The following is a 19,237-nucleotide window of genomic DNA, read 5'->3' as shown; positions in this document are numbered from 1 at the left end:
TATGGCAGTGAATTGCTACGAACGGAAGTAGGTGGGCCGTGACTGACGAAGAGGCCCCGCAGGGCGTGCTGCTCAGCGGCGAGACGAACGTCGCGGTACGCATCAAGCTTGAGCGTGAGGCGCGTGGCTGGAGTACCAACGCCCTGTCCGACCGCCTGAACGAGGCCGGCTTCGAGATGAACCCCTCCGCGGTCTGGCGCATCGAGAACGGCAAGCGCCGCATCAACCTCGACGAGGCCATCGGTTTCGCCGAGGTCTTTGGCATCGACCTGCGCAACCTCGTCGGCCCTCCACAGCTCGCCGCCCAGGCCCGCGCCATGGAGCTCATTGACGTCGTCGTGGACGCGTTCCGCGGGACTCAGCGGGCCAACGCCGCCTTCACCCAAGCGCGTGACGCCCTGGACGCCTACCTCGCCGAGCACCCCGACATCCGCGAGGAAGCGGACGTGATGGTCTCCAACGCCATGGCCGAGGCGTCCGCCAAGCATCTGCTGGAGGCGTACGGACCGCCCTCCGCCGAGCGCCAGGATGAGGCCGACATCTCCGACGAGGCGTAGCCTCCACCATCCATCCACTCCCGTCCTGGGCCCGCAAACCCCCAGCACGGGCACCTCACCCCATCCCCAGTGATCGACCGGCGAGCCAGTGTTGCCGCACCCATGGCCGCCAGAAGAGGACCCACCCCTTGCGCCAACCCGCAATACCCCCTGCCTCCGTACCCGCGCCGCACGCCGACTCCGCCCTCCCGCGCCTTTACGTCCCAGAGGAGGTCGCGGCCGTACTCGGCTGCTCCGCCTGGTGGGTAAAGGACCGCGCCCGCCGACGGCTCATCCCCTACACGCGCGTCGGCCGCGCCTACCGCTTCACTGGCGAACACCTCGCGGAGATCATCCGGATGCACGAGGCCCGGCCTGCCTCTCCCCACCAGCACCCGGCGGCAGCTCGCGCTCCCAAGCCCACAACTGCCCAACCGCCGCTGCGGACTGCCGCGTCGACAGCTCGACTGCGTGCACGGACTCCACGCCGCGCACGCGAGAGCCAGTTCGGGACCGCCGCTTAGGACGACGACGGGGAAGGGGAAGTACACGTGGGTTTCGCGGAGAAGCGCGGAAACTACTGGCGCGGCCGGTACAAGACCGCGCCTGGCAAGCACCTCACGGTGGTCGACGACAATGGCAAGGCGATCCGGTTCGCCACCAAGGGCGAGGCCCAGCGCGCCGCAAGCGAGGCCGAGAACAAGTACCGCCGCGGCGACTGGCGCGACCCGGCGCTCGGTCAGGAGACGTTCGGCGAGTACGCGAACCGCTGGTACGCCGCCCAGGACCTGGCTGCCTCGACGATGCAGAACTACAAGCGCCACATCGAGGAGCACCTGCTCCCCGACTTCGAGGACAAGGCACTCGCCGGCATCCTGCGCACGGACGTCGACCTGTGGGAGAAGAAGGAGAAGGCCGTCTACGCGGCCTCCAGCGTCAAGACCTGGCGCTCAACGCTCCACCTGATCTTCGAGGACGCGATCGACGAGGGGCTGATCACGTCCAACCCAGCCACCCGACGGCGCGGACGCGGCAAACGCGCCGGCCGCTCTCGTGACCGCGGCCCGGAGAAGGTCGTCACCGACCCACTCGGTATCCTGCTGACCGCCGAACGGTCAGCCCTGCTCTCAGGCCGCGACGACGAGTTCGTCGCCGTCGTCCTCAAGGGGTACACCGGCATGCGCTGGGGCGAAATCGTCGGCCTGGAAACCGAGTTCGCCCGCCCAGGTGCCGTCCGTGTCGAATGGCAGCTGTACGAACTCGACACCGGCGAACTGGTGCGCTGTCCGCCCAAGGACGACAGCTACCGCACCATCGACGCGATGGACTGGCTGTCGGCCCTGGTCGCCAATCACGTCGCCCGCACGAAGCCGACACCCTGCCCGTGCCACGGCAAGACCTACGTCTTCCGGGGGCAGGGCGCGGCTCGCACGGGCGGCCACCAAGGCGCGAAGCTCCTCGACGTCGCGCGCCGTGCCGAAGTCTCCACGGGCACGGTGTCGAACGTCCTCAACCACCCCGACCGAGTCGCCGAAGCCAAGCGGGTGAGGGTTGAGCAGGCCATCGCGGACCTGGGCTTCGTGCGCGGCGGCCCGGTGTCGCAGCATGCCGCCCACTGGCGCCGCAACGGTTTCGCGACGTGGCTGTTCACCCCGGCGGTCTCCGGCTCGTACCCGAAGAAGGCACCGCAGGAGGCCCGCCCCGTACCGCTGCTCAGCGAGCCGTGGCCCGGCGTCCCAGCCCGAGGACGCGGCGCCAGCGACCGGGCCGACGCCTGCTGGCTCCCGATCGCCAAGGGCCTCACACCCCACGGCCTTCGCCACACCCACCGGACCGTGATGGAGGACCTCGGCACAGAGAAGGTCCTTATGGACGAGCGCATGGGCCACATCGACGGCTCGGTCTCGGCACGCTACGCCCATGTCACCCCTGGCATGCGTAAGCGCCTCAAGCTCGGGCTGACCGAGCAGTGGGAGGCAGCGCTCGATGCCCGCTTGGCAATGAGCCCTCGCTCGCCGGTGAGTGTCCTCGACGCGCTATTGCGAGTGCGCCGTGAAGCGATGAAATAGCGGAGTGTTGCCCGAGGCGACGGAGCGGGGGACACATGCGAGCGCTGACCGTGATCGTAGTGATGCTTCGCCGCACATCACGCTGTCCGGGTGGCAACTCCTCCTGCCCCTGCGGCAGGCGCACCGGCTTCGCCGCCCGTGCGCCTGCCGGCCCGCCATTCCAGCGCCTGGGGTTCCTCGGTGAACTCGATCAGGTGCTGTCCGGCGAACCGTTGCAGTGCGTCGCGTACCTCCGCCGGGGTGGCGTAGAAGAACTCCTTGCGACTGTTGACCTGGTTGACCCGCTTCGAGGCGAACTGCCGGTGGAGTTCCGTCTCCAGGCCGACCGCGTCCTTGCTGAAGATCAGCGCGTGCACGTCGAAGCGGAAGGGCACGGCCGCGCCGCTCAACTCGTATACGCGCTCCAGAGGTTCGAGTCGACGCGTCATGCCGATCTTCACCATGCGATCGCCGAAGGCGCCGATGTTCGAGATGACGTACACGTAGCCAGCGCGGATGTTCGCCGCGCGGGACTCGACGTCCTGCAGAGCGTTCTCGATCTCGGCCAGTTTGGCCTCCATCTCCACCACGCCCGCCTCGTCACCGCGCTCGCGCAGGCGGTCAAGTGCTGACTGGTAGTGACCGAGTTCCTTGTTCAGCTTCTCGCGCTGCCGGTCGAGCTCCCGCTGGACCGCGGCCTCCTCGCGCTCGCGGGCGCGTACTTCGCGCTGGGCTTCCTTCTCCTCGTCCTTCTTCTGCAGGAAGTCGGCGGTGAGTTCCAACTCCCGTACGCGCGCGTTGTGGTACTCGTCGGTGATTCGGATGTGCATGGTGGCCCCGAGCCGGGCGATCGTCTCGCGGCTCTTGTAGAGACGGTCGACGAGGGAGCTCAGCCGGTGAGGCCGCATGGACCGCACGGCGTAGTCGGCTTCGGCGTTGTAGGCGCGCAGCATGAGCTTGGAGAAGTCGCGGACCATCTTCTGGCCCTCGCGCTTGGAACCGTTGACCGTCCAGTCCGTGGCCGCCTGCACGGCGCGGCCCGCACGGGCGAGCGCCTTGATCTCGTTCTGCAGGGTGTCGAGCCGGCTGCGGTAGGCGATCGCGTCGTGCAGCGCATGCCGGTAGGCATAGATCCCGGCCTCCTGCAGCATGGCGGTCTCGTCGGCGTTGACGATCTGGGCCTGCAGCTCGGCAAGCCGTCGCTCGGCGTCGAAGACGTCCTTGCGCTGCCGGTCGGCCTCCTTGCGGACCCGTTCGGTCTCCTTTGCCGTCCGGCGCGCGTCGGCGAGGATCTCCTTCGCCGTCTCGCGCGCGTCTTTGAGGATCTCCTCGGCCTCCTCGGCGGCTTCGGCGGATGTTCGCTCACGCAGCGCTGCGGCCTCCGTCTCGACCTGCCGCACAAGACCGGCGACCTGCGTGGCATCCAGCCCCTGTGTCTGCGCGATCCACGCCCGCAGCTCCTCGGCCTCGGACACCGCATCCGAACGCCGGCGCTCGAACAGCCCTCCCTTCCGAGGAGCCGGCACCGCGGTCGTGCTCCCGGGGGCGGCCGTGGCCGGCACCGCATAGGCTCCCGTGGCAGGGCCGAAAGCGAGGGCGTCGGTGGTGGAGTCGGACTCAGGAACCCACAGCTGCCATCCTGCTGGCATCGGGGGCCATGTGGGGTCGGGCCGCCAGTCCGGCGGCGGCATCCATCCCGCGGGTGGCACAGGCCAACCCGGCGGCGGATTGAAACGGTAAGTAGTCATTCCCCACCCCTCGCCCCTGAGGCTCCCCAGCACACAGGGTGCCGGATATTCCCGGCAAACGTAGAGTGACATTTTCCGGGTGATCGGCCCCTTGATCACCCGCATATTCCACCTCGTGACCATCCTGTGACTATGCGTGAGGATCTTTCCGGGGGAGGGACACGACTTCCAGGTGGCACGTGACGAAGTCCCCGCCCGGGCGAACCGGCCGACGAGCCAGGAGGGAGCGTCGTCCGGTGAGAAACGCTACGAGGGACAGCGCGGATGGCCGGACGTGCTGCTGTGTCTCCTTGCAGTTGCTGCCGGGGCGAAGACATCTCGCGCGATGCATTGCAGGGTGGCGTCAACCTGGTGATGAGGAGCCGGCGCCGGTAGTTATGGCAAACGCCCAGTGACGGGCCCAACAGTCCTGGCTCAATAGATACATGGAGATTGGCGAGCACTGGGCCTACCGCGCGAGGCCGAAGGAGCTGGGCGGTGCGGTTCGTCAGGTGGAGGTCGTTCGCGTGGGCGGCCCCGGCCGGTCTGGCTCGGTCCACGTGCGGTTTCTCGAAGGCGATGCCGCCGGCCTGCAGGAGTGGGTCAGTTCCGGCTCTCTCGTATCACCGTGGGCGGATGTCGATACGTTCCGCGCAGACGATGCGGCGGAGTTGGCACTGGTGGAGTCCTCGCGCCACGTCCGGGGCAGCACGGAATTCGAGGCCGCCCGCATGATCCTCGGATTCGTTCGCCCGAAGAACAGGTTGCGACTGCGCCGAACGGTGGCGGACGCAGGCGTTCTGGAGCTGAGCCGCCTCGACGAGACCGCACCGCTCATCGGTATGGACGCCGCCGAACTACGCGGCGACACCATGGTGTTCGAGAACCACCATGGAATGTGCCTGGCAGGGTGGCCAGTCACCGAGCGCGTCGCCCGCCACGTGGCCGGACGCCTCGCCGACGAGATCCTTCCGGAGGTGGACCGCAAACAACAGGACATCGAGCAGGAGCGTGCCCAGCCCTCCTGGTACTCCTACAGTCGGCGGGACGACCGCAAGTTGGACGCGGAGGCAGCAGTCCTTCGCACCGTCCGGGCGTGGTGCGGCCAGGACAAAGCTGACCGCTACGACGAGTTGGTTGCGCTGCGCTCCGAGGTCATCCGACTCGGAGAACTGGTGGAGAAGGCGGTCAAGGCCCTACGCGACCGCGGCCACGGCGTCATCGCCTCCACCATTGAGCGCGACCTGGGCGTCCATATCTCCAACCTTGATCCTGACGTGCGTCGATGAGACCGCGCCACGGATCTGGCTCCGTCTTTCGCGGCGCTGGTTGAGTAGCGGGCTTCGTCTCCTTCTCCGGCCGGTGTGGGTGCCAGCCGTCGAGGAACGGCCGCAGTTGATCTCCCGTCGGCTCCGCATGGAAGTTGAGAGAAGCCAAGCCGTTGCCGCTGAGGGTGGGGTCGAGCCGGTCGGCCTCCGCCTTCCCCCAAGCCGACCACTCTCGCAGCCTCTCGGCTTCGAGGGCGTCTTCCGATGCCGCGGCGGCTTCATCCAGAGCGGCGCAGAACATCCGGATCTCCCCTGCGGCCTGCCACTGCTCAAGGGCCGTGCCGAAGCGCTCGGCCCGCACCGCGTGAACCGCCTTGATCGAAGCCACGCTGACGGCGGCTTCCCACTCCCGCCGCTCGCGCTCCTCTCGCTCCGCTTCCAGGCGCCGGCGCTCGGCCTCCTGCCGCTCCTGCTCCTCCCGCAGGCGCTGCTGCTCCGCCTCACGTTCCAGTCGAGCCCGCTCCTGTTCCTCCGCGCGCGCCTTCAACGCCCGGAAGACTGAACCGACCTGCTCCTCCAACGGCTTCTTGGCCGTGTCGGCCCATTCCTTCTTCCAGCCGTAGCTGTAGCCCGACTGTTGGCTGACCAGCAGCTCCAGTTCGCCGGACGGCTCGAACTTCTGGGCCGGGGTGACACGCTGCCAGTCGTACGTACGGCGGCCCGGCTGCTTGGGGACGTACCGGACCGGCTTCTGCCGTTCGCGGAAGCTGACCTCGTACGTCCTGCCGTGGACGGTGAGCAGCGGCCTCGGCTGCCTGCGCTTCTTCGACACCGCGATCTCGCCGTGGCGTGCGAGGGCTTCCTCGGCGAGGAGCCGGAGCAGCGAGAGCATCCGGGGGAGGACCGCCTCCGAGATCTCGAAGGCGCTGTGATCCGCGGTGACTGCGGCGATCACGTCCTCGACATCGGTGATCACACGACTGCGCGCCAGCCGGATCCGGTTCCACTCGGTCTCGTCCTCGCCGGTCACCCGGAGCAGGCCGAGGAAGAAGTCCCCCTTCGCCCGCCCGCTGTACTTCAGGCTGTATCCCTCGAGGGCACACTGCCGGGCCGCGTCGAACGCCCTGCGGTAGCGGGCTCGCTCCTCGTCGTTGGGGTTAGGGATCCGGAGGAACCGTCCAGCCTGCTGTACCTCCGCGATCAAGGCGGCCCCGACTTCCGCCGGCGACGGCTGTGGGGGCTTGGCGGCGCGCTGCGGCGCTGGCTTCGTCGTGGACGGGGCTGTGGCTTGCCTCTGCGGTGAAGGGGCCGGTTGTGTCCGTTTGCCGGAGTCCGTTGCCCGCTGCCTGCGCTGAGCTGGTTCCGGCCGGTCCGGGTGATGGCCGTGTTCGAGGTAGAAGCGCCCCGCGTCAGTGATCTCCGCCTGCCACTTCCCATCCTGCTTCGGCATGGTGATCAGGCGCCGCTCCTTGAGCGCGCGGGCGGTGAGAGCGAACTCGGGGCTGTCAGACGTGACGGGGGCGGCTCCGTCCCCGATGCGGGTGAGGAGTGCGAGCTGCCGGTCATTTAACGGAGACCACCGGTGCATGTCGATCGTCGTACCGTTTGGTGTCTCCTTGGCACAAGCCGTGGGGGTGACTCATCCGGAGCGCACGGCGCACTCGGAGGCGGAACACCTCTCGTTGGGAGCCGCCGGGGAGCCGCTCCCCGAAGTCGGCTCCCAAATGGCTCCCAAAATGGGCCCGCAAAGCAAATCAGGCCCGGTACTGATCTCTCAGTACCGGGCCTGACCTGGTGTTTCGGCTGTCGGGGTGGCGGGATTTGAACCCACGACCTCTTCGTCCCGAACGAAGCGCGCTGCCAAGCTGCGCTACACCCCGGTGTCGCTGCTGTGGTGCTTGTCGCGGCGACGTCGTTTACTTTAGCCCACTGGTGGCCGGAGACGAAATCCGGTTTAGGGGCGGCGTCCGACCGGGTTCGGGCGGGTGTGGTCCAGGGCTACCAGGAGGATCGCCAGGGCGTAGAAGGCGAGGCCCAGGAGGAGGGCGTTGGCGAGGGTGGCGCGGTAGCTGTGCTGCTCGGCGTCCAGGAAGGGATAGAGGTAGCGGCCCGGCGTGCCGGGGAGGACCAGTTCCGCCCGGACGAGGGTGAAGGTCAGGTAGGCCAGGGGATACAGCATCCACGCCGCCGCCTGGCGGAGGTGGAGGCGGGCCGGGGGCGTGAGGACCAGCCAGTCCAGGAGTGCTGCCGCGGGGACCGCCGTGTAGAGGAGCTGCAGGGCCAGCCACTGTCCGTGCCAGGCCACCGGCAGGTGCGTCGAGCCCGTCATCGAGAACGGGGGTGTCGTGTGGCCCAGGAGCAGGTGGTAGACCAGGGCCGAGATCACCGCGTAGAGGAGCGCCGCGCCGGTCAGGGCCGAGGGCAGGGGGCGGGCCGCCTGCCAGGCCCGGCGGGCTGAGGCGAGGCTGACCAGGGCCAGGAGCACCGCCGCCTGGACTCCGAAGTAGCTCATGATCCGGTCCGGGCTGCCCAGCAGCAGCTCCAGCCCCACGCCCGCCGCTGCCAGTGCGGCCGTCGCGAGGCGGAACACCGCGGTCACGGGGCGGCGGACCGGGGCGACCACCGCCGTCGCCGGAACGTATCCGGGCAGCAGTACGGGCGTGCCCGGAACCGCGGGAAGGTCGGGTATGTCCCTGGGTATCGGAGGAGTCGTCATGCCCTCAAAGTAGGGAGAAAGGGGCATGTCCGGCTTGTTGGTCTACGCCGGGTGGGTTATCCCGTCGTTCCCGTCATCCGCCGACTCCGTTTTCGGTGATCCCTCGGGGTGGCCTCCCGGTCTACTCGCGCCCCACCAGCGTCAGCAGCGTCGCCTCCGGTGGGCAGGCGAAGCGGACCGGGGTGTAGCGGTTCGTGCCGCAGCCCGCCGAGACGTGGAGGTAGGACGTACGGCCCTCCGCCGTGTGCCGTGACAGGCCCTTCACCCGGTCCGCGTCCAGGTCGCAGTTGGTGACCAGGGCGCCGTAGAAGGGGACGCAGAGCTGGCCCCCGTGGGTGTGACCGGCCAGGACCAGGGGGTAGCCGTCGGCCGTGAAGGAGTCCAGCACGCGCAGGTACGGAGCGTGTACGACGCCCATCGAGAAGTCCGCCGTACCGGACGGGCCGCCCGCCACCTGCGGATAGCGGTCGCGCTTGATGTGCGGGTCGTCCAGGCCCGTCAGCTCCACCGAGGCGCCTTCGATCTTCAGGGTGCCCCTCGTGTTCGTGAGGTTCAGCCAGCCCGCCCCGTCGAAGCCGTCCCGCAGGTCCTTCCAGGGGTTGTGGATCGCGCCGACCACCGGCGGGTTGCCGTTCAGGCCGTGCTTGCCGTTCACCTTCTCCAGCAAGTAGCGGGCGGGGTTGCGGGGCTTGGGGCCGTAGTAGTCGTTGGAGCCGAACACGTACGCGCCCGGGAACTCCATCAGCGGACCCAGCGCGTCCAGCACCTCCGGGACGCCCTCCGGGTCGGACAGGTTGTCGCCCGTGTTGATCACGAAGTCCGGGCGCAGGCCCGCCAGCGACTGGAGCCACCGCTGCTTCTTGCGCTGACCGCAGACCATGTGGATGTCGGAGACCTGGAGCACCCGCAGCGGGCGCATCCCCGGCGGGAGGACCGGGACCGTCACCCGGCGCAGGCGGAACGAACGGACCTCGATGCCGGCCGCGTACAACACACCGGCGGCGCCGAACGCCGCGATTCCCAGGGGTACTCCGTATCGAGCGCGCATATGGCCATCGTGTCAGACGCGGGGAGGGGGAAGGACCCAGGGACCGGTCGCGCGGTGGTGGGGGGCGGGTGGAGGGGGCGGGCGAGGCGGGCGGGTAAAACTGTGGGCGGTTCCGTTGTGGCACCTGCGACAATCGGTCCATGACCACCACGCTCAAGTCGAAGCTGAAGGACGACCTCAACGTTGCGATCAAGGCGCGCGACGAGCTCCGCTCGGCCACGCTCCGTATGACGCTCGCCGCGATCACCAACGAGGAGGTCGCCGGCAAGCAGAAGCGCGAGCTCTCCGACGACGAGGTGCTCAAGGTGATCGCCAAGGAGGCGAAGAAGCGCCGGGAGGCGGCCGATGCCTTCACCCAGGGCGGTCGTACCGAGAGCGCCGAGCGGGAGAAGGCGGAGGGCGAGGTCCTCGCCGGCTACCTGCCGAAGCAGCTCGGCGACGAGGAGCTGGAGGGCATCGTCGCCGCGGCCGTCGAGGAGGCGAAGGCGGCGGGCGCCGAGGGGCCGCGGGCCATGGGCGCCGTGATGAAGATCGTGAACCCGAAGGTGGCCGGTCTGGCCGAGGGCGGCCGCGTCGCCGCCGCGGTGAAGAAGCGGCTCCAGGGCTGAGAGAGCTGAGCAAGTAGTACGACGCGGTGTGGGGCCGCACCTCTGGAGAAGAGGTGCGGCCCCACTGTCGTAACCGAAGGCCGTCGTAACCGAAGGCCCGCGTGCCGGAAGGCCGACGTGCCGGAAGGTCAGCCCCGGTTCCCGCCGTTCCCGTTGCGGCCGCCGTTGCCGGTTCCCTGGATGAAGCCGTCGGGGAGGGAGAAGGTCGGGGTCGGGGTGGTGCCGCCGTCCGTCGTACCGCCGTCGTTCGTGCCGCCGATGAGGCCACCGATCAGGCCGCCGGTGTCGTCGCCCCCGTTGCTGTTTCCGTTCCCGTTCCCGTTGCCCTTGTTGTGGTCGTTCTCGTCCGGGATGTCCACGAGGTTGAAGGACTCGTCCGGCTTGCCCTCCAGGGCGCCGGTCATGGCGTCCTTCCAGATCGGGCCCGGGGTGTCGGCGCCGAACACCTCGGAGTGGTAGACGCCGCCGATGGTGATGTTGGTCATCTCGACGTTCTGCTTGGCGCTGCCGACCCAGACCGCGCCCGCGAGGTTGGGCGTGTAGCCGACGAACCAGGCGTTCTTGCGGGAGTCCGTCGTACCCGTCTTGCCCGCGCTCTCCCGGTCGTCCAGGCCGGCCTGCTGACCGGTACCGGAGTCGATCACACCGCGCAGCAGGGTGTTGATCGTGTCGGCGGTCTTCTCGCTCATCGCACGCGAGCAGGTCGACTTCGGGACCGGGATCGACTTCTGCTCGTTGCCGACCTTCTGGGTGATCGACTCGATGGCGACCGGCGTGCAGTACATGCCGCGGTCGGCGAAGGTGGCGTACGCGCTCGCCATGGTCAGCGGCGAGAGGCCGATCGCGCCGAGGGCGATGGACGGGGTCTCGGGGAGCTTCGAGCCGTCGCCCTGGTGGACGTGGAGCGCGTCGGTCATCTTGACCACCGGGCACAGGCCGATGTCGGAGATCAGCTGGACGAAGTAGGTGTTGATGGACTTCGCCATCGCCTTCTTCATCTGGTACGGCCCGACCTCGGACTCGTTCTCGTTCTGGACCTGCTCGCCGTCCGTGTTGACCCACTGCTTGCCGTTGCACTGCTGGACGGGGCTCGGGTAGTTCATCTTGTACGGCGACGAGTACTCCTGCGTCGCCGACTTGCCGCCCTCGATGGCGGCCGCGGCCACGAACGGCTTGAACGTCGAACCCGTCGGGAAGCCGTAGTTGGAGCCGCCGTAGTCCTTGTCGACCGAGAAGTTGTACTCGGTCTCGTTCTTGTTGTAGCCGTACGGCTTGGACTGGCCCATCCCGAGGATCTTGCCCGTGCCGGGCTCGACCAGGGTGGCGGCGGCCGCGACCGAGTCGGACTTGTAGACGTGGTCCTTGATCGAGCTCTGCACCGACTCCTGGGCCTGCGGGTCCAGCGTCGTACGGATGGTCAGGCCGCCCTGGTTCCAGAGCTTGGCGCGCTCCGCGGAGGTCTTGCCGAAGGTCGGGTCGGTCAGGAAGACGTTCTCGACGTACTTGCAGAAGAACCCGGCGCCCTTGACCGCGGTGATGCAGCCGTTCTTCGGCTGGGTGACGTGCAGGCCGAGCGGGGCCTCCTTGGCCTTGTCGGCCTCCGCCTGGGAGATGTCGCCCAGTTGGGCCATGCGCTCCAGCACGGTGTTGCGCCGCTTGGTGGCCTCGGCCTCGTCGTTGACCGGGTCGTAGCGGCTCGGCGACTGCACGATGCCGGCCAGAAGGGCCGACTGCTGGAGGTTCAGGTCCTTGGCGTGCTTGGAGAAGTAGCGCTGGGAGGCGGCCTCGACGCCGTAGGCCTGCTCGCCGAAGAAGGTGATGTTCAGGTAGTTCTCGAGGATCTTCTTCTTGCCGAGCTTCTCCTCCAGCTGGATCGCGTACTTCAGCTCCTTGACCTTGCGGCCGAGGGTCTGCTGGGTGGCCTCGGCGACCTTCGTCGGGTCGTCGCCGGCCTCCTCGATGAAGTAGTTCTTCACCAGCTGCTGGGTGAGCGTGGACGCGCCCTGGGCGACCCCGCCGCTCTGCGCGTTCTTGTTCAGCGCGCGCAGCACGCCCTTCAGGTCGATGGCGCCGTGCTGGTAGTAGCGCGAGTCCTCGATCGCGACGATCGCCTTCTGCATGTAGGGCGAGATGTCCTTGAGGTCCACCACCGTGCGGTCACGGGAGTAGACCTGGGCGATCTGGTTGCCCTTGCTGTCGAGGATCGTGGTGCGCTGGCTCAGCTGCGGGCTCTTCAGGTTGGCCGGGATCTCGTCGAAGCCCTGGACCGAACCCTTGGCCGCGAGGCCCAGGGCCCCGGCCGCGGGCAGCGCGATGCCTGCCATCACGGCCCCCGCGAGCACACTGACACCGAGGAACTTGGCGGCCTGCTGCGTGGTCGACAGACCACCGCCCGAGCGCTTCTTTGGCATGGGGGCAGCCTAATCCGTAGTGCCGGCCGTTCCGGGTGAGCGGGTGGCTCTCGGGATGTTCGAGTGCCGGATCGTGACATAGAGGGCGACCCGGCCGTGCGCGGAGGGCGACACCGGCGACCGCGTCTGACGGCACGACGAGGCGGCACGACGAGACGGCGCGACGACATGAACGGTCTACCTTGCCATTCGCCGGACACACGTACAGGCCTTGGCCTAAGCTGCTCTCAACTGTCACAGCAGTGCGGCCACGTATCAATACGTCCGGCGACCCCGAATCGTTCCGGAACCCGCCCACTTTTTTTCGGGTGATGTGTTGATGGTGTGTCCGAATCCGCCTCGTGTGTCACTCGGCGTCCGTTGTGGCGCACCGTAGCTGTCCCGGTTTGCCGTGAACATCACGCATGTCGTCAGCTCACTCCCGCGGGTGATCTGCCGCTTACCCATAGTCCGTTCGGGCCATTCAAGATTGGGCCCGAAGGGGGTGTTGCGCTGTGCCCACCTTCCGTAACGTCCTCAACTGGCGGCGGTGAATATGCCGCTGCCGCCGTGGGGGAGCCTCGATTCGGGAGAGGACGGCGCCGGTATGGGCTGGGTAACCGACTGGAGTGCGCAGGCTGCCTGCCGCACTACCGATCCGGATGAACTGTTCGTTCAAGGAGCAGCGCAGAACAGGGCCAAGGCGGTGTGCACCGGATGCCCGGTACGCACGGAATGCCTGGCCGATGCGCTGGACAATCGCGTCGAGTTCGGCGTGTGGGGAGGCATGACGGAGCGGGAGCGCCGCGCACTGCTGCGCAGGCGGCCCACCGTGACCTCCTGGCGCAGGCTCCTGGAGACAGCTCGCTCGGAGTACGAGCGGGGGACCGGGATCGTCCCCCTCGACAGCGACGAGGTGTACGAGAACTACGCAGCGGTGAGCTGAACCGCACGACTCGGCTACGGCCGACTCGGCTACGGCAGCTCCGGTCGACCGGCCGCGAGCCGATCGCCGATGTCCCGCAGCCCCGTGAGGTCGTGCACATCGCCGGGCAACGCGGCTACTTCCACCACGGCCACCTCGGGGTGGCGCGCGGTGAAGCGGTCACGTGTGCGCTGCTCGCGGGAGAGCAGCTGCATGCGCTCGGCGTGCAGCCTCAACAGGCCTGCGGTGAGCTGGTCGACGGTGCGGTCCGGGCTCTCTGACGAGGGGGATTCGTCAGTCATGTTCGCCATGTCCTCGGGCCCTGACGAGGGGGATTCGTCGGGCCGGGACTCGGACGGCACGGGCGCGGGTGATTCAGAACTGCCGTACGTGTCGGGAGAGTTACGAAGTCCAGCTTTCCCGCCACCCTGATCGACAATGCGGGGCTCTTCAAGATTTTCCACGGCCTCGAGACTTTCCGCGGTCGCAGGGTTTTCCACCGCCTGGAGACCTTCCGCGGTCTCAAGATTTTCCGTGGCCTCAAGGTTTTCCGCGGCGGCGAGCGCACGCTCGGCCGACAGCCGGGCGGCGCCGCTGCCGTGGACCCGGTTGAGGACCAGACCGACCAGCGGCATGTCCTCCGCGGCCAGCCGCTCCACAAAGTACGCGGCCTCCCGCAGCGCGTCCCGCTCCGGAGCCGCCACCACCAGGAACGCCGTACCGGGCGCCTGAAGCAGCTTGTACGTCGCGTCCGCGCGCGTGCGGAACCCGCCGAAGGTCGTGTCCATCGCGGCCACGAACGTCTGTACGTCCTTCAGCAGCTGCCCGCCGAGCAGCTTGCCGAGGGTGCCGGTCATCATCGACATGCCGACGTTCAGGAAGGCCATGCCCGCGCGGCCGCCGAGCTTGGCGGGGGCGGTGAGAAGACGGATCAGCCGGCCGTCCAGGAAGGAGCCGAGGCGCTTCGGCGCATCGAGAAAGTCCAGGGCGGAGCGGGAGGGCGGAGTGTCGACCACGATCAGGTCCCACTCGTCCCGGGCCCGCAACTGGCCCAGCTTCTCCATCGCCATGTACTCCTGCGTGCCCGCGAAGCCCGCCGAGAGCGACTGGTAGAAGGGGTTGGCGAGGATGGCCGCCGCCCGCTCCGCGTCCGCGTGCGCCTCGACCACCTCGTCGAAGGTGCGCTTCATGTCGAGCATCATGGCGTGCAGTTCGCCGGGACCCTCGGTGCCCTTCACCTTCCGCGGCACGTTGTCCAGCGAGTCGATGCCCATGGACTGCGCCAGCCGCCTGGCCGGGTCGATGGTCAGCACCACCACCTTCCGGCCGCGTTCGGCCGCCCGCAGGCCCAGGGCCGCCGCGGTGGTGGTCTTCCCGACGCCGCCGGAGCCGCAGCACACCACGATCCGGGTGTTCGGGTCGTCGAGCAGCGGGTCGACGTCGAGCGCGGGCGCGGGCGACAGCCGACGGGCGTCGTCCTGTGCCTCGACCGGGTCCGGAGTCATGACATCCCCTGTTTCCGCAGTTCGCGGGCGAGTTCGTACAGGCCCGCCAGGTCCATCCCCTCGGCGAGCAGCGGCAGTTCGTGCCGCTCCAGGTCCAGCTCGGCGAGGACCGCGCGCTGCTCGTGCTCCAGCGCGTACCGCTCGGCGTACTCGGCGGCCTGCGCGAGCAGCGGGTCCACCAGCTGCTCGGCCTTCCCGCCACGCCGCGCCCCGCCGAGCCCGGCCGCCGACAGCGCCTGCGCCACGGCGGTGCGCGGCACGCTCCGTACGAGTTCCAGGTCGGCCGCGTCCAACACCTCCGGCCGGACCATGTTCACGATGACCCGGCCCACCGGCAGCCGAGCGGCCCGCAGTTCCGCGATGCCGTCGGCGGTCTCCTGGACCGGCATCTCCTCCAGGAGTGTGACCAGGTGCACGGCCGTCTCCTTGGACTTCAGCACCCGCATCACGGCCTGTGCCTGGTTGTGTATCGGGCCGATCTTTGCGAGCCCGGCCACCTCGTCGTTCACGTTGAGGAAGCGGGTGATGCGGCCCGTCGGCGGGGCGTCCATGACGACGTAGTCGTAGATGAACCGCCCGGCCTTGTCCTTCCTGCGCACCGCCTCGCACGCCTTGCCGGTCAGGAGCACGTCCCTGAGGCCCGGCGCGACGGTGGTGGCGAAGTCGATCGCGCCGAGCTTCTTCAGGGCCCGGCCCGCCCCGCCGAGCTTGTAGAACATCTGGAGGTAGTCCAGAAGGGCCAGTTCGGGATCGATGGCGAGGGCATAGACCTCACCACCACCCGGCGCGACCGCGATTTTCCGCTCTTCGTAGGGCAACGCCTCCGTCTCGAAGAGCTGGGCGATGCCCTGCCGGCCCTCGACCTCCACGAGAAGCGTCCGCTTCCCCTCGGTCGCGAGGGCCAGCGCGAGTGCGGCGGCGACCGTCGTCTTTCCGGTCCCGCCCTTGCCGCTGACGACCTGGAGCCTGCTCACGCCTTCGAGACTAACCAGTCGGCCGGACACTCACGCGGGAGGCTGTGGATAACCGTGCGTGCGGTGGCCCACGTGTCCCGTCCGTCACAGCGGATAAAGTCGGCCGCATGACCAAGTGGGAATACGCAACCGTGCCGCTGCTCGTCCATGCCACGAAGCAGATTCTGGACACCTGGGGCGAGGACGGCTGGGAGCTCGTCCAGGTCGTCCCCGGACCCAACAACCCCGAGCAGCTCGTGGCCTACCTGAAGCGGGAGAAGCCGTAATGAGCGCAGTCGAGGCCAAACTGGCCGAACTCGGTCTCGCGCTGCCGGCGGTCGTCCCGCCGCTCGCCGCCTACCAGCCTGCCGTGCAGACCGGCATGTACGTCTACACCTCCGGCCAGCTGCCGATGGTGGACGGCAAGCTTCCGGTCACCGGCAAGGTCGGCGCCGAGGTCACCGCGGAGGAGGCCAAGGAGCTGGCCCGCACCTGCGCGCTGAACGCCCTGGCCGCCGTGAAGTCCGTCGCCGGTGACCTGGACCGCGTCGCGCGCGTGGTGAAGGTCGTCGGCTTCGTCGCCTCCGCGGCCGACTTCACCGGCCAGCCGGGTGTGATCAACGGTGCCAGCGAGCTGCTCGGCGCGGTCCTCGGCGACAAGGGCGTGCACGCGCGCAGCGCGGTGGGCGTGGCCGTGCTGCCGCTGGACGCACCGGTCGAGGTCGAGGTCCAGGTCGAGCTGGAGCCGTAGCCCACCGGAGCCGTAGCCCACCGGAGCCGGAGCCCACCGGAGCCGGAGGGAGCCGGAACCGGAGGGAGCCGGAGCCGGAGGGAGCCGGAGGGAGCCGGAGCCGGACAAGGCCCCTCTCGAACATTCGCTCCCTACGGGATAGCCTCCGGTAATGGCCGATGGACAGTGGTATCCCCCCGAGTGGCCGGACCGCATCCGCGCACACGCGGAGGGCACCCTCGTGCCGGTGGCCCCGAAGCGCGCGGCCACCGTGCTGCTCCTGAAGGACACCCCGGACGGCCCCGCCGTCCACATGCTGCGCAGACGCGCCTCCATGGCCTTCGCCGGAGGCGCGTACGCGTATCCCGGTGGCGGTGTCGACCCGCGCGACGACGACCAGCAGGTCCGCTGGGCGGGCCCCACGCGCGCGTGGTGGGCCGACCGGCTCGGCGTCGACGAGGCGGGCGCCCAGGCGATCGTCTGTGCGGCCGTGCGGGAGACGTACGAGGAAGCCGGTGTGCTGCTCGCCGGTCCGGCCGCGGACGCGGTGGTCGGCGACACCACCGGGGACGACTGGGAGGCCGACCGCGCGGCCCTGGTCGCCCGTGACCTGTCCTTCGCCCAGTTCCTGGAGCGGCGGGGCCTGGTCCTGCGCTCGGACCTGCTGGGCGCCTGGACGCGCTGGATCACCCCGGAGTTCGAGACCCGCCGCTACGACACCTGGTTCTTCGTCGCCGCCCTGCCGGCGGGCCAGCGCACCCGCAACGCCTCCACGGAGGCCGACCGCACCGTGTGGATCCGCCCGGCGGAGGCCGCCGCCGGCTACGACAAGGGCGAGCTGCTGATGATGCCGCCCACCATCGCGACCCTGCGCCAGCTCACGCCGTACGCCACGGCCGCCGGGGCGCTCGCGGCGGCGCCCGCGCGGGACATGACCCCGGTGCTGGCCCGCGCCCGCCTGGCGGACGGCGAGATCGTCCTGACCTGGCCGGGCCACGACGAGTTCACCAAGCACATCGAGTCCACCCAGCACATACCGACCGACCTGACGACCGGTGGAGCCTGACCATGACGGACGCAGCAGCCCTGCCCGGCCAGCCGCGCGGCGGAGTCCTCCCGGGGCCCGCCACCGCGCGGGCCGTCAACGTGCTGGCGCCCAACGCCTCCGTGATGACCCTGGACGGCACCAACACCTGGATCGTCGCCGAGCCCGACTCCGACCTGGCCGTGGTGATCGACCCGGGTCCGCTGGACGACGGCCACCTCAAGAACGTCGTCGACACGGCCGAGAAGGCCGGCAAGCGCGTCGCGCTCACCCTCCTGACCCACGGCCACCCGGACCACGCCGAGGGCGCCGTACGGTTCGCGGAACTGACCGGCACGCGCGTGCGTGCCCTCGATCCCGCGCTGCGGCTCGGCGACGAGGGTCTGGCCGCCGGTGACGTGATCACGACCGGCGGACTGGAGCTGCGGGTCGTACCGACCCCGGGCCACACCGCCGACTCCCTGTGCTTCCACCTCCCGGCCGACCGCGCGGTCCTGACCGGCGACACCATCCTGGGGCGCGGTACGACGGTCGTGGCGCACCCGGACGGCAGGCTGGGCGACTACCTGGACTCGCTGCGCAGGCTGCGCTCGCTGACGGTCGACGACGGCGTCCACACCGTCCTGCCGGGCCACGGACCGGTCCTGGAGGATGCCCAGGGCGCCGTCGAGTTCTATCTGGCCCACCGCGCCCACCGGCTGGCCCAGGTCGAGACGGCCGTCGAGAACGGCCACCGCAGCCCCACCGAGGTCGTCGCCCACGTGTACGCCGACGTGGACCGCTCCCTGTGGCCGGCCGCGGAACTGTCCGTCCGGGCCCAACTGGACTACCTGACCGAGCACGGGCTGATCTAGTCCCAGCCCTCCGGCCGGGGCGTCCTCACGCCGTGCACGCGCGTGTACTCGTCGGCGAGCCATGGCCCGAGGTCGTCCACGTACGACCGCAGTACGGCGCGGTCACCGACCGGCTCGTAGCCGTGTCCGGCCGCTCGGCGCAGTTGCTCGGCCCGCTCCGGGTAGTAGCCGGCGAACGCCTCGGCCATCTCCCGCAGATCGCTGGTCCAGCCGTTCCAGCGGGGCATGACGAGGGTGAAGCCGGTGCGGACGAGAGTCCGTGACATGAAGCGCACCAGGGGCCGCAGGGCCTCCTCGGTGTCGTCCGCGGCCGCGATCCGCTCCCGCCAGCGCGGCAGGTACCGGGCCAGGTCGCCGTTGGTCTCGCGGGCCAGCTGCGAGTCGGGGCGGTAGCGGGGCAGGAACTCGCCGAGGTCCTCCCCCAGCAGCGGGGTGCACAGGCAGGCCACGAACCAGCCGAGGTCGTACCGCTCCAGCTCGCTGAGCACCCGCGCGCGGGAGTAGAGCAGGGTCCCGACCCCGTCGATCTCCGGGAACTCCTTGTCGACTGCCGCGCCGAGGGCACGGGCCGCGTCCCGGTCGGCGCCGGTCGGCTCCTCGCGCAGCACGGCCACCAGATCCAGGTCGCTGCGCCCCACGCGTGCGGTGCCGCGCGGAATCGACCCGTAGAGGTAGGCGCTGTCCAGCCGCGCCCCGAAGACGTCCAGGAGCCGGTCGCGGGCGGCGGCGACCACAGGGCGGAAGACGTGCGGCACGCGCGCGTGCGAGCCCTCGCGCTCGATGAAGCCCAGGGGGTCGAGGCCTCTGGACGGGACCGTTTCAGGCACGGAGCAACCAACTCTGAGTCTGTCCGGCGATTGAGGACGAGGCCCGAGGCCGATGAT

Annotated in this window: 18 protein-coding genes and 1 tRNA gene; 10 read left to right on the top strand and 9 right to left on the bottom strand. The window is 69.4% G+C overall.

Annotation, left to right across the window (positions count from 1 at the left end; genetic code table 11):
- The first annotated feature begins 38 nt into the window (after window positions 1–38).
- The 3 genes from ACWGKQ_RS00095 (at window position 39) to ACWGKQ_RS00085 (ending at window position 2,605) form a co-directional block, all read left to right on the top strand.
- Window positions 39–557, top strand: a complete 519-nt coding sequence (locus ACWGKQ_RS00095) for a helix-turn-helix domain-containing protein (RefSeq protein ID WP_351491711.1) — start codon at window positions 39–41, stop codon at window positions 555–557.
- 128 nt (window positions 558–685) lie between these two features.
- Window positions 686–1,060, top strand: coding sequence for a helix-turn-helix domain-containing protein (locus ACWGKQ_RS00090; RefSeq protein ID WP_453289560.1), 375 nt, complete (start codon window positions 686–688; stop codon window positions 1,058–1,060).
- 27 nt (window positions 1,061–1,087) lie between these two features.
- On the top strand, window positions 1,088–2,605 hold the full coding sequence (locus ACWGKQ_RS00085) for a LacI family DNA-binding transcriptional regulator (RefSeq protein ID WP_453289559.1): 1,518 nt from the start codon (window positions 1,088–1,090) through the stop codon (window positions 2,603–2,605).
- Between the two features lie 77 nt (window positions 2,606–2,682).
- On the opposite strand, the gene ACWGKQ_RS00080 is transcribed toward ACWGKQ_RS00085, so the two are convergent.
- Window positions 2,683–4,059 (bottom strand): DUF4041 domain-containing protein, encoded by a 1,377-nt coding sequence (locus tag ACWGKQ_RS00080; protein WP_453289558.1) that lies wholly within the window; start codon window positions 4,057–4,059, stop codon window positions 2,683–2,685.
- A gap of 698 nt (window positions 4,060–4,757) precedes the next feature.
- Between ACWGKQ_RS00080 and ACWGKQ_RS00075 the strand changes: the two genes are divergently transcribed.
- Entirely contained in the window at window positions 4,758–5,600 is an 843-nt protein-coding gene (locus tag ACWGKQ_RS00075) for a PE-PGRS family protein (protein WP_453289557.1), read from the top strand.
- On the opposite strand, the gene ACWGKQ_RS00070 is transcribed toward ACWGKQ_RS00075, so the two are convergent.
- From ACWGKQ_RS00070 to ACWGKQ_RS00055, 4 genes are all read right to left on the bottom strand, one after another.
- Window positions 5,530–7,167 (bottom strand): PE-PGRS family protein, encoded by a 1,638-nt coding sequence (locus ACWGKQ_RS00070; protein WP_453289556.1) that lies wholly within the window; start codon window positions 7,165–7,167, stop codon window positions 5,530–5,532. The two genes, ACWGKQ_RS00075 and ACWGKQ_RS00070, sit on opposite strands and share 71 nt — an antisense overlap.
- 218 nt (window positions 7,168–7,385) lie before the next feature.
- A tRNA-Pro gene (locus tag ACWGKQ_RS00065) sits at window positions 7,386–7,459 on the bottom strand.
- Between the two features lie 74 nt (window positions 7,460–7,533).
- Window positions 7,534–8,295, bottom strand: a complete 762-nt coding sequence (locus tag ACWGKQ_RS00060; RefSeq protein WP_453289555.1) for a Pr6Pr family membrane protein — start codon at window positions 8,293–8,295, stop codon at window positions 7,534–7,536.
- Window positions 8,296–8,416: 121 nt separating this feature from the next.
- The gene (locus ACWGKQ_RS00055) at window positions 8,417–9,343 is read right to left on the bottom strand and encodes a metallophosphoesterase (protein ID WP_453289554.1); all 927 of its coding nucleotides are present in this window, start codon (window positions 9,341–9,343) and stop codon (window positions 8,417–8,419) included.
- A 140-nt stretch (window positions 9,344–9,483) separates the two neighbouring features.
- On the opposite strand from ACWGKQ_RS00055, the gene ACWGKQ_RS00050 reads away from it, so the two are divergent.
- A complete protein-coding gene (locus ACWGKQ_RS00050; protein WP_453289553.1) occupies window positions 9,484–9,951 on the top strand; it encodes a GatB/YqeY domain-containing protein in 468 nt (155 codons plus the stop codon).
- 128 nt (window positions 9,952–10,079) lie between these two features.
- On the opposite strand, the gene ACWGKQ_RS00045 is transcribed toward ACWGKQ_RS00050, so the two are convergent.
- Window positions 10,080–12,362, bottom strand: a complete 2,283-nt coding sequence (locus tag ACWGKQ_RS00045; RefSeq protein WP_453289552.1) for a transglycosylase domain-containing protein — start codon at window positions 12,360–12,362, stop codon at window positions 10,080–10,082.
- 586 nt (window positions 12,363–12,948) lie between these two features.
- Here ACWGKQ_RS00045 and wblA point away from each other — a divergent pair.
- Window positions 12,949–13,287, top strand: a complete 339-nt coding sequence (gene wblA / locus ACWGKQ_RS00040; RefSeq protein ID WP_132856581.1) for a transcriptional regulator WblA — start codon at window positions 12,949–12,951, stop codon at window positions 13,285–13,287.
- 29 nt (window positions 13,288–13,316) lie between these two features.
- On the opposite strand, the gene ACWGKQ_RS00035 is transcribed toward wblA, so the two are convergent.
- On the bottom strand, window positions 13,317–14,771 hold the full coding sequence (locus tag ACWGKQ_RS00035) for an ArsA family ATPase (protein WP_453289551.1): 1,455 nt from the start codon (window positions 14,769–14,771) through the stop codon (window positions 13,317–13,319).
- On the bottom strand, window positions 14,768–15,745 hold the full coding sequence (locus ACWGKQ_RS00030) for an ArsA family ATPase (protein WP_453289550.1): 978 nt from the start codon (window positions 15,743–15,745) through the stop codon (window positions 14,768–14,770). Before ACWGKQ_RS00030 ends, ACWGKQ_RS00035 begins: the two co-directional genes overlap by 4 nt.
- A gap of 107 nt (window positions 15,746–15,852) precedes the next feature.
- Between ACWGKQ_RS00030 and ACWGKQ_RS00025 the strand changes: the two genes are divergently transcribed.
- The 4 genes from ACWGKQ_RS00025 to ACWGKQ_RS00010 all read left to right on the top strand — a co-directional run bounded on the left by ACWGKQ_RS00025 (window position 15,853) and on the right by ACWGKQ_RS00010 (window position 18,353).
- On the top strand, window positions 15,853–16,011 hold the full coding sequence (locus ACWGKQ_RS00025) for a DUF4177 domain-containing protein (protein WP_019992579.1): 159 nt from the start codon (window positions 15,853–15,855) through the stop codon (window positions 16,009–16,011).
- Entirely contained in the window at window positions 16,011–16,475 is a 465-nt protein-coding gene (locus tag ACWGKQ_RS00020) for a RidA family protein (protein ID WP_453289549.1), read from the top strand. Before ACWGKQ_RS00025 ends, ACWGKQ_RS00020 begins: the two co-directional genes overlap by 1 nt.
- A gap of 151 nt (window positions 16,476–16,626) precedes the next feature.
- Window positions 16,627–17,520, top strand: a complete 894-nt coding sequence (locus ACWGKQ_RS00015) for an NUDIX hydrolase (RefSeq protein ID WP_453289548.1) — start codon at window positions 16,627–16,629, stop codon at window positions 17,518–17,520.
- Between the two features lie 2 nt (window positions 17,521–17,522).
- Complete coding sequence (locus ACWGKQ_RS00010; RefSeq protein ID WP_453289547.1) at window positions 17,523–18,353, top strand: MBL fold metallo-hydrolase; 831 nt, start codon at window positions 17,523–17,525, stop codon at window positions 18,351–18,353.
- On the opposite strand, the gene ACWGKQ_RS00005 is transcribed toward ACWGKQ_RS00010, so the two are convergent.
- Window positions 18,350–19,180, bottom strand: coding sequence for a nucleotidyltransferase (locus tag ACWGKQ_RS00005; protein ID WP_453289546.1), 831 nt, complete (start codon window positions 19,178–19,180; stop codon window positions 18,350–18,352). The genes ACWGKQ_RS00010 and ACWGKQ_RS00005 overlap by 4 nt on opposite strands.
- Between the last annotated feature and the right edge of the window lie 57 nt (window positions 19,181–19,237).

It is taken from the genome of Streptomyces sp. NPDC054770, assembly GCF_053611985.1.
This window is presented reverse-complemented; position numbering and strand designations above follow the sequence as displayed.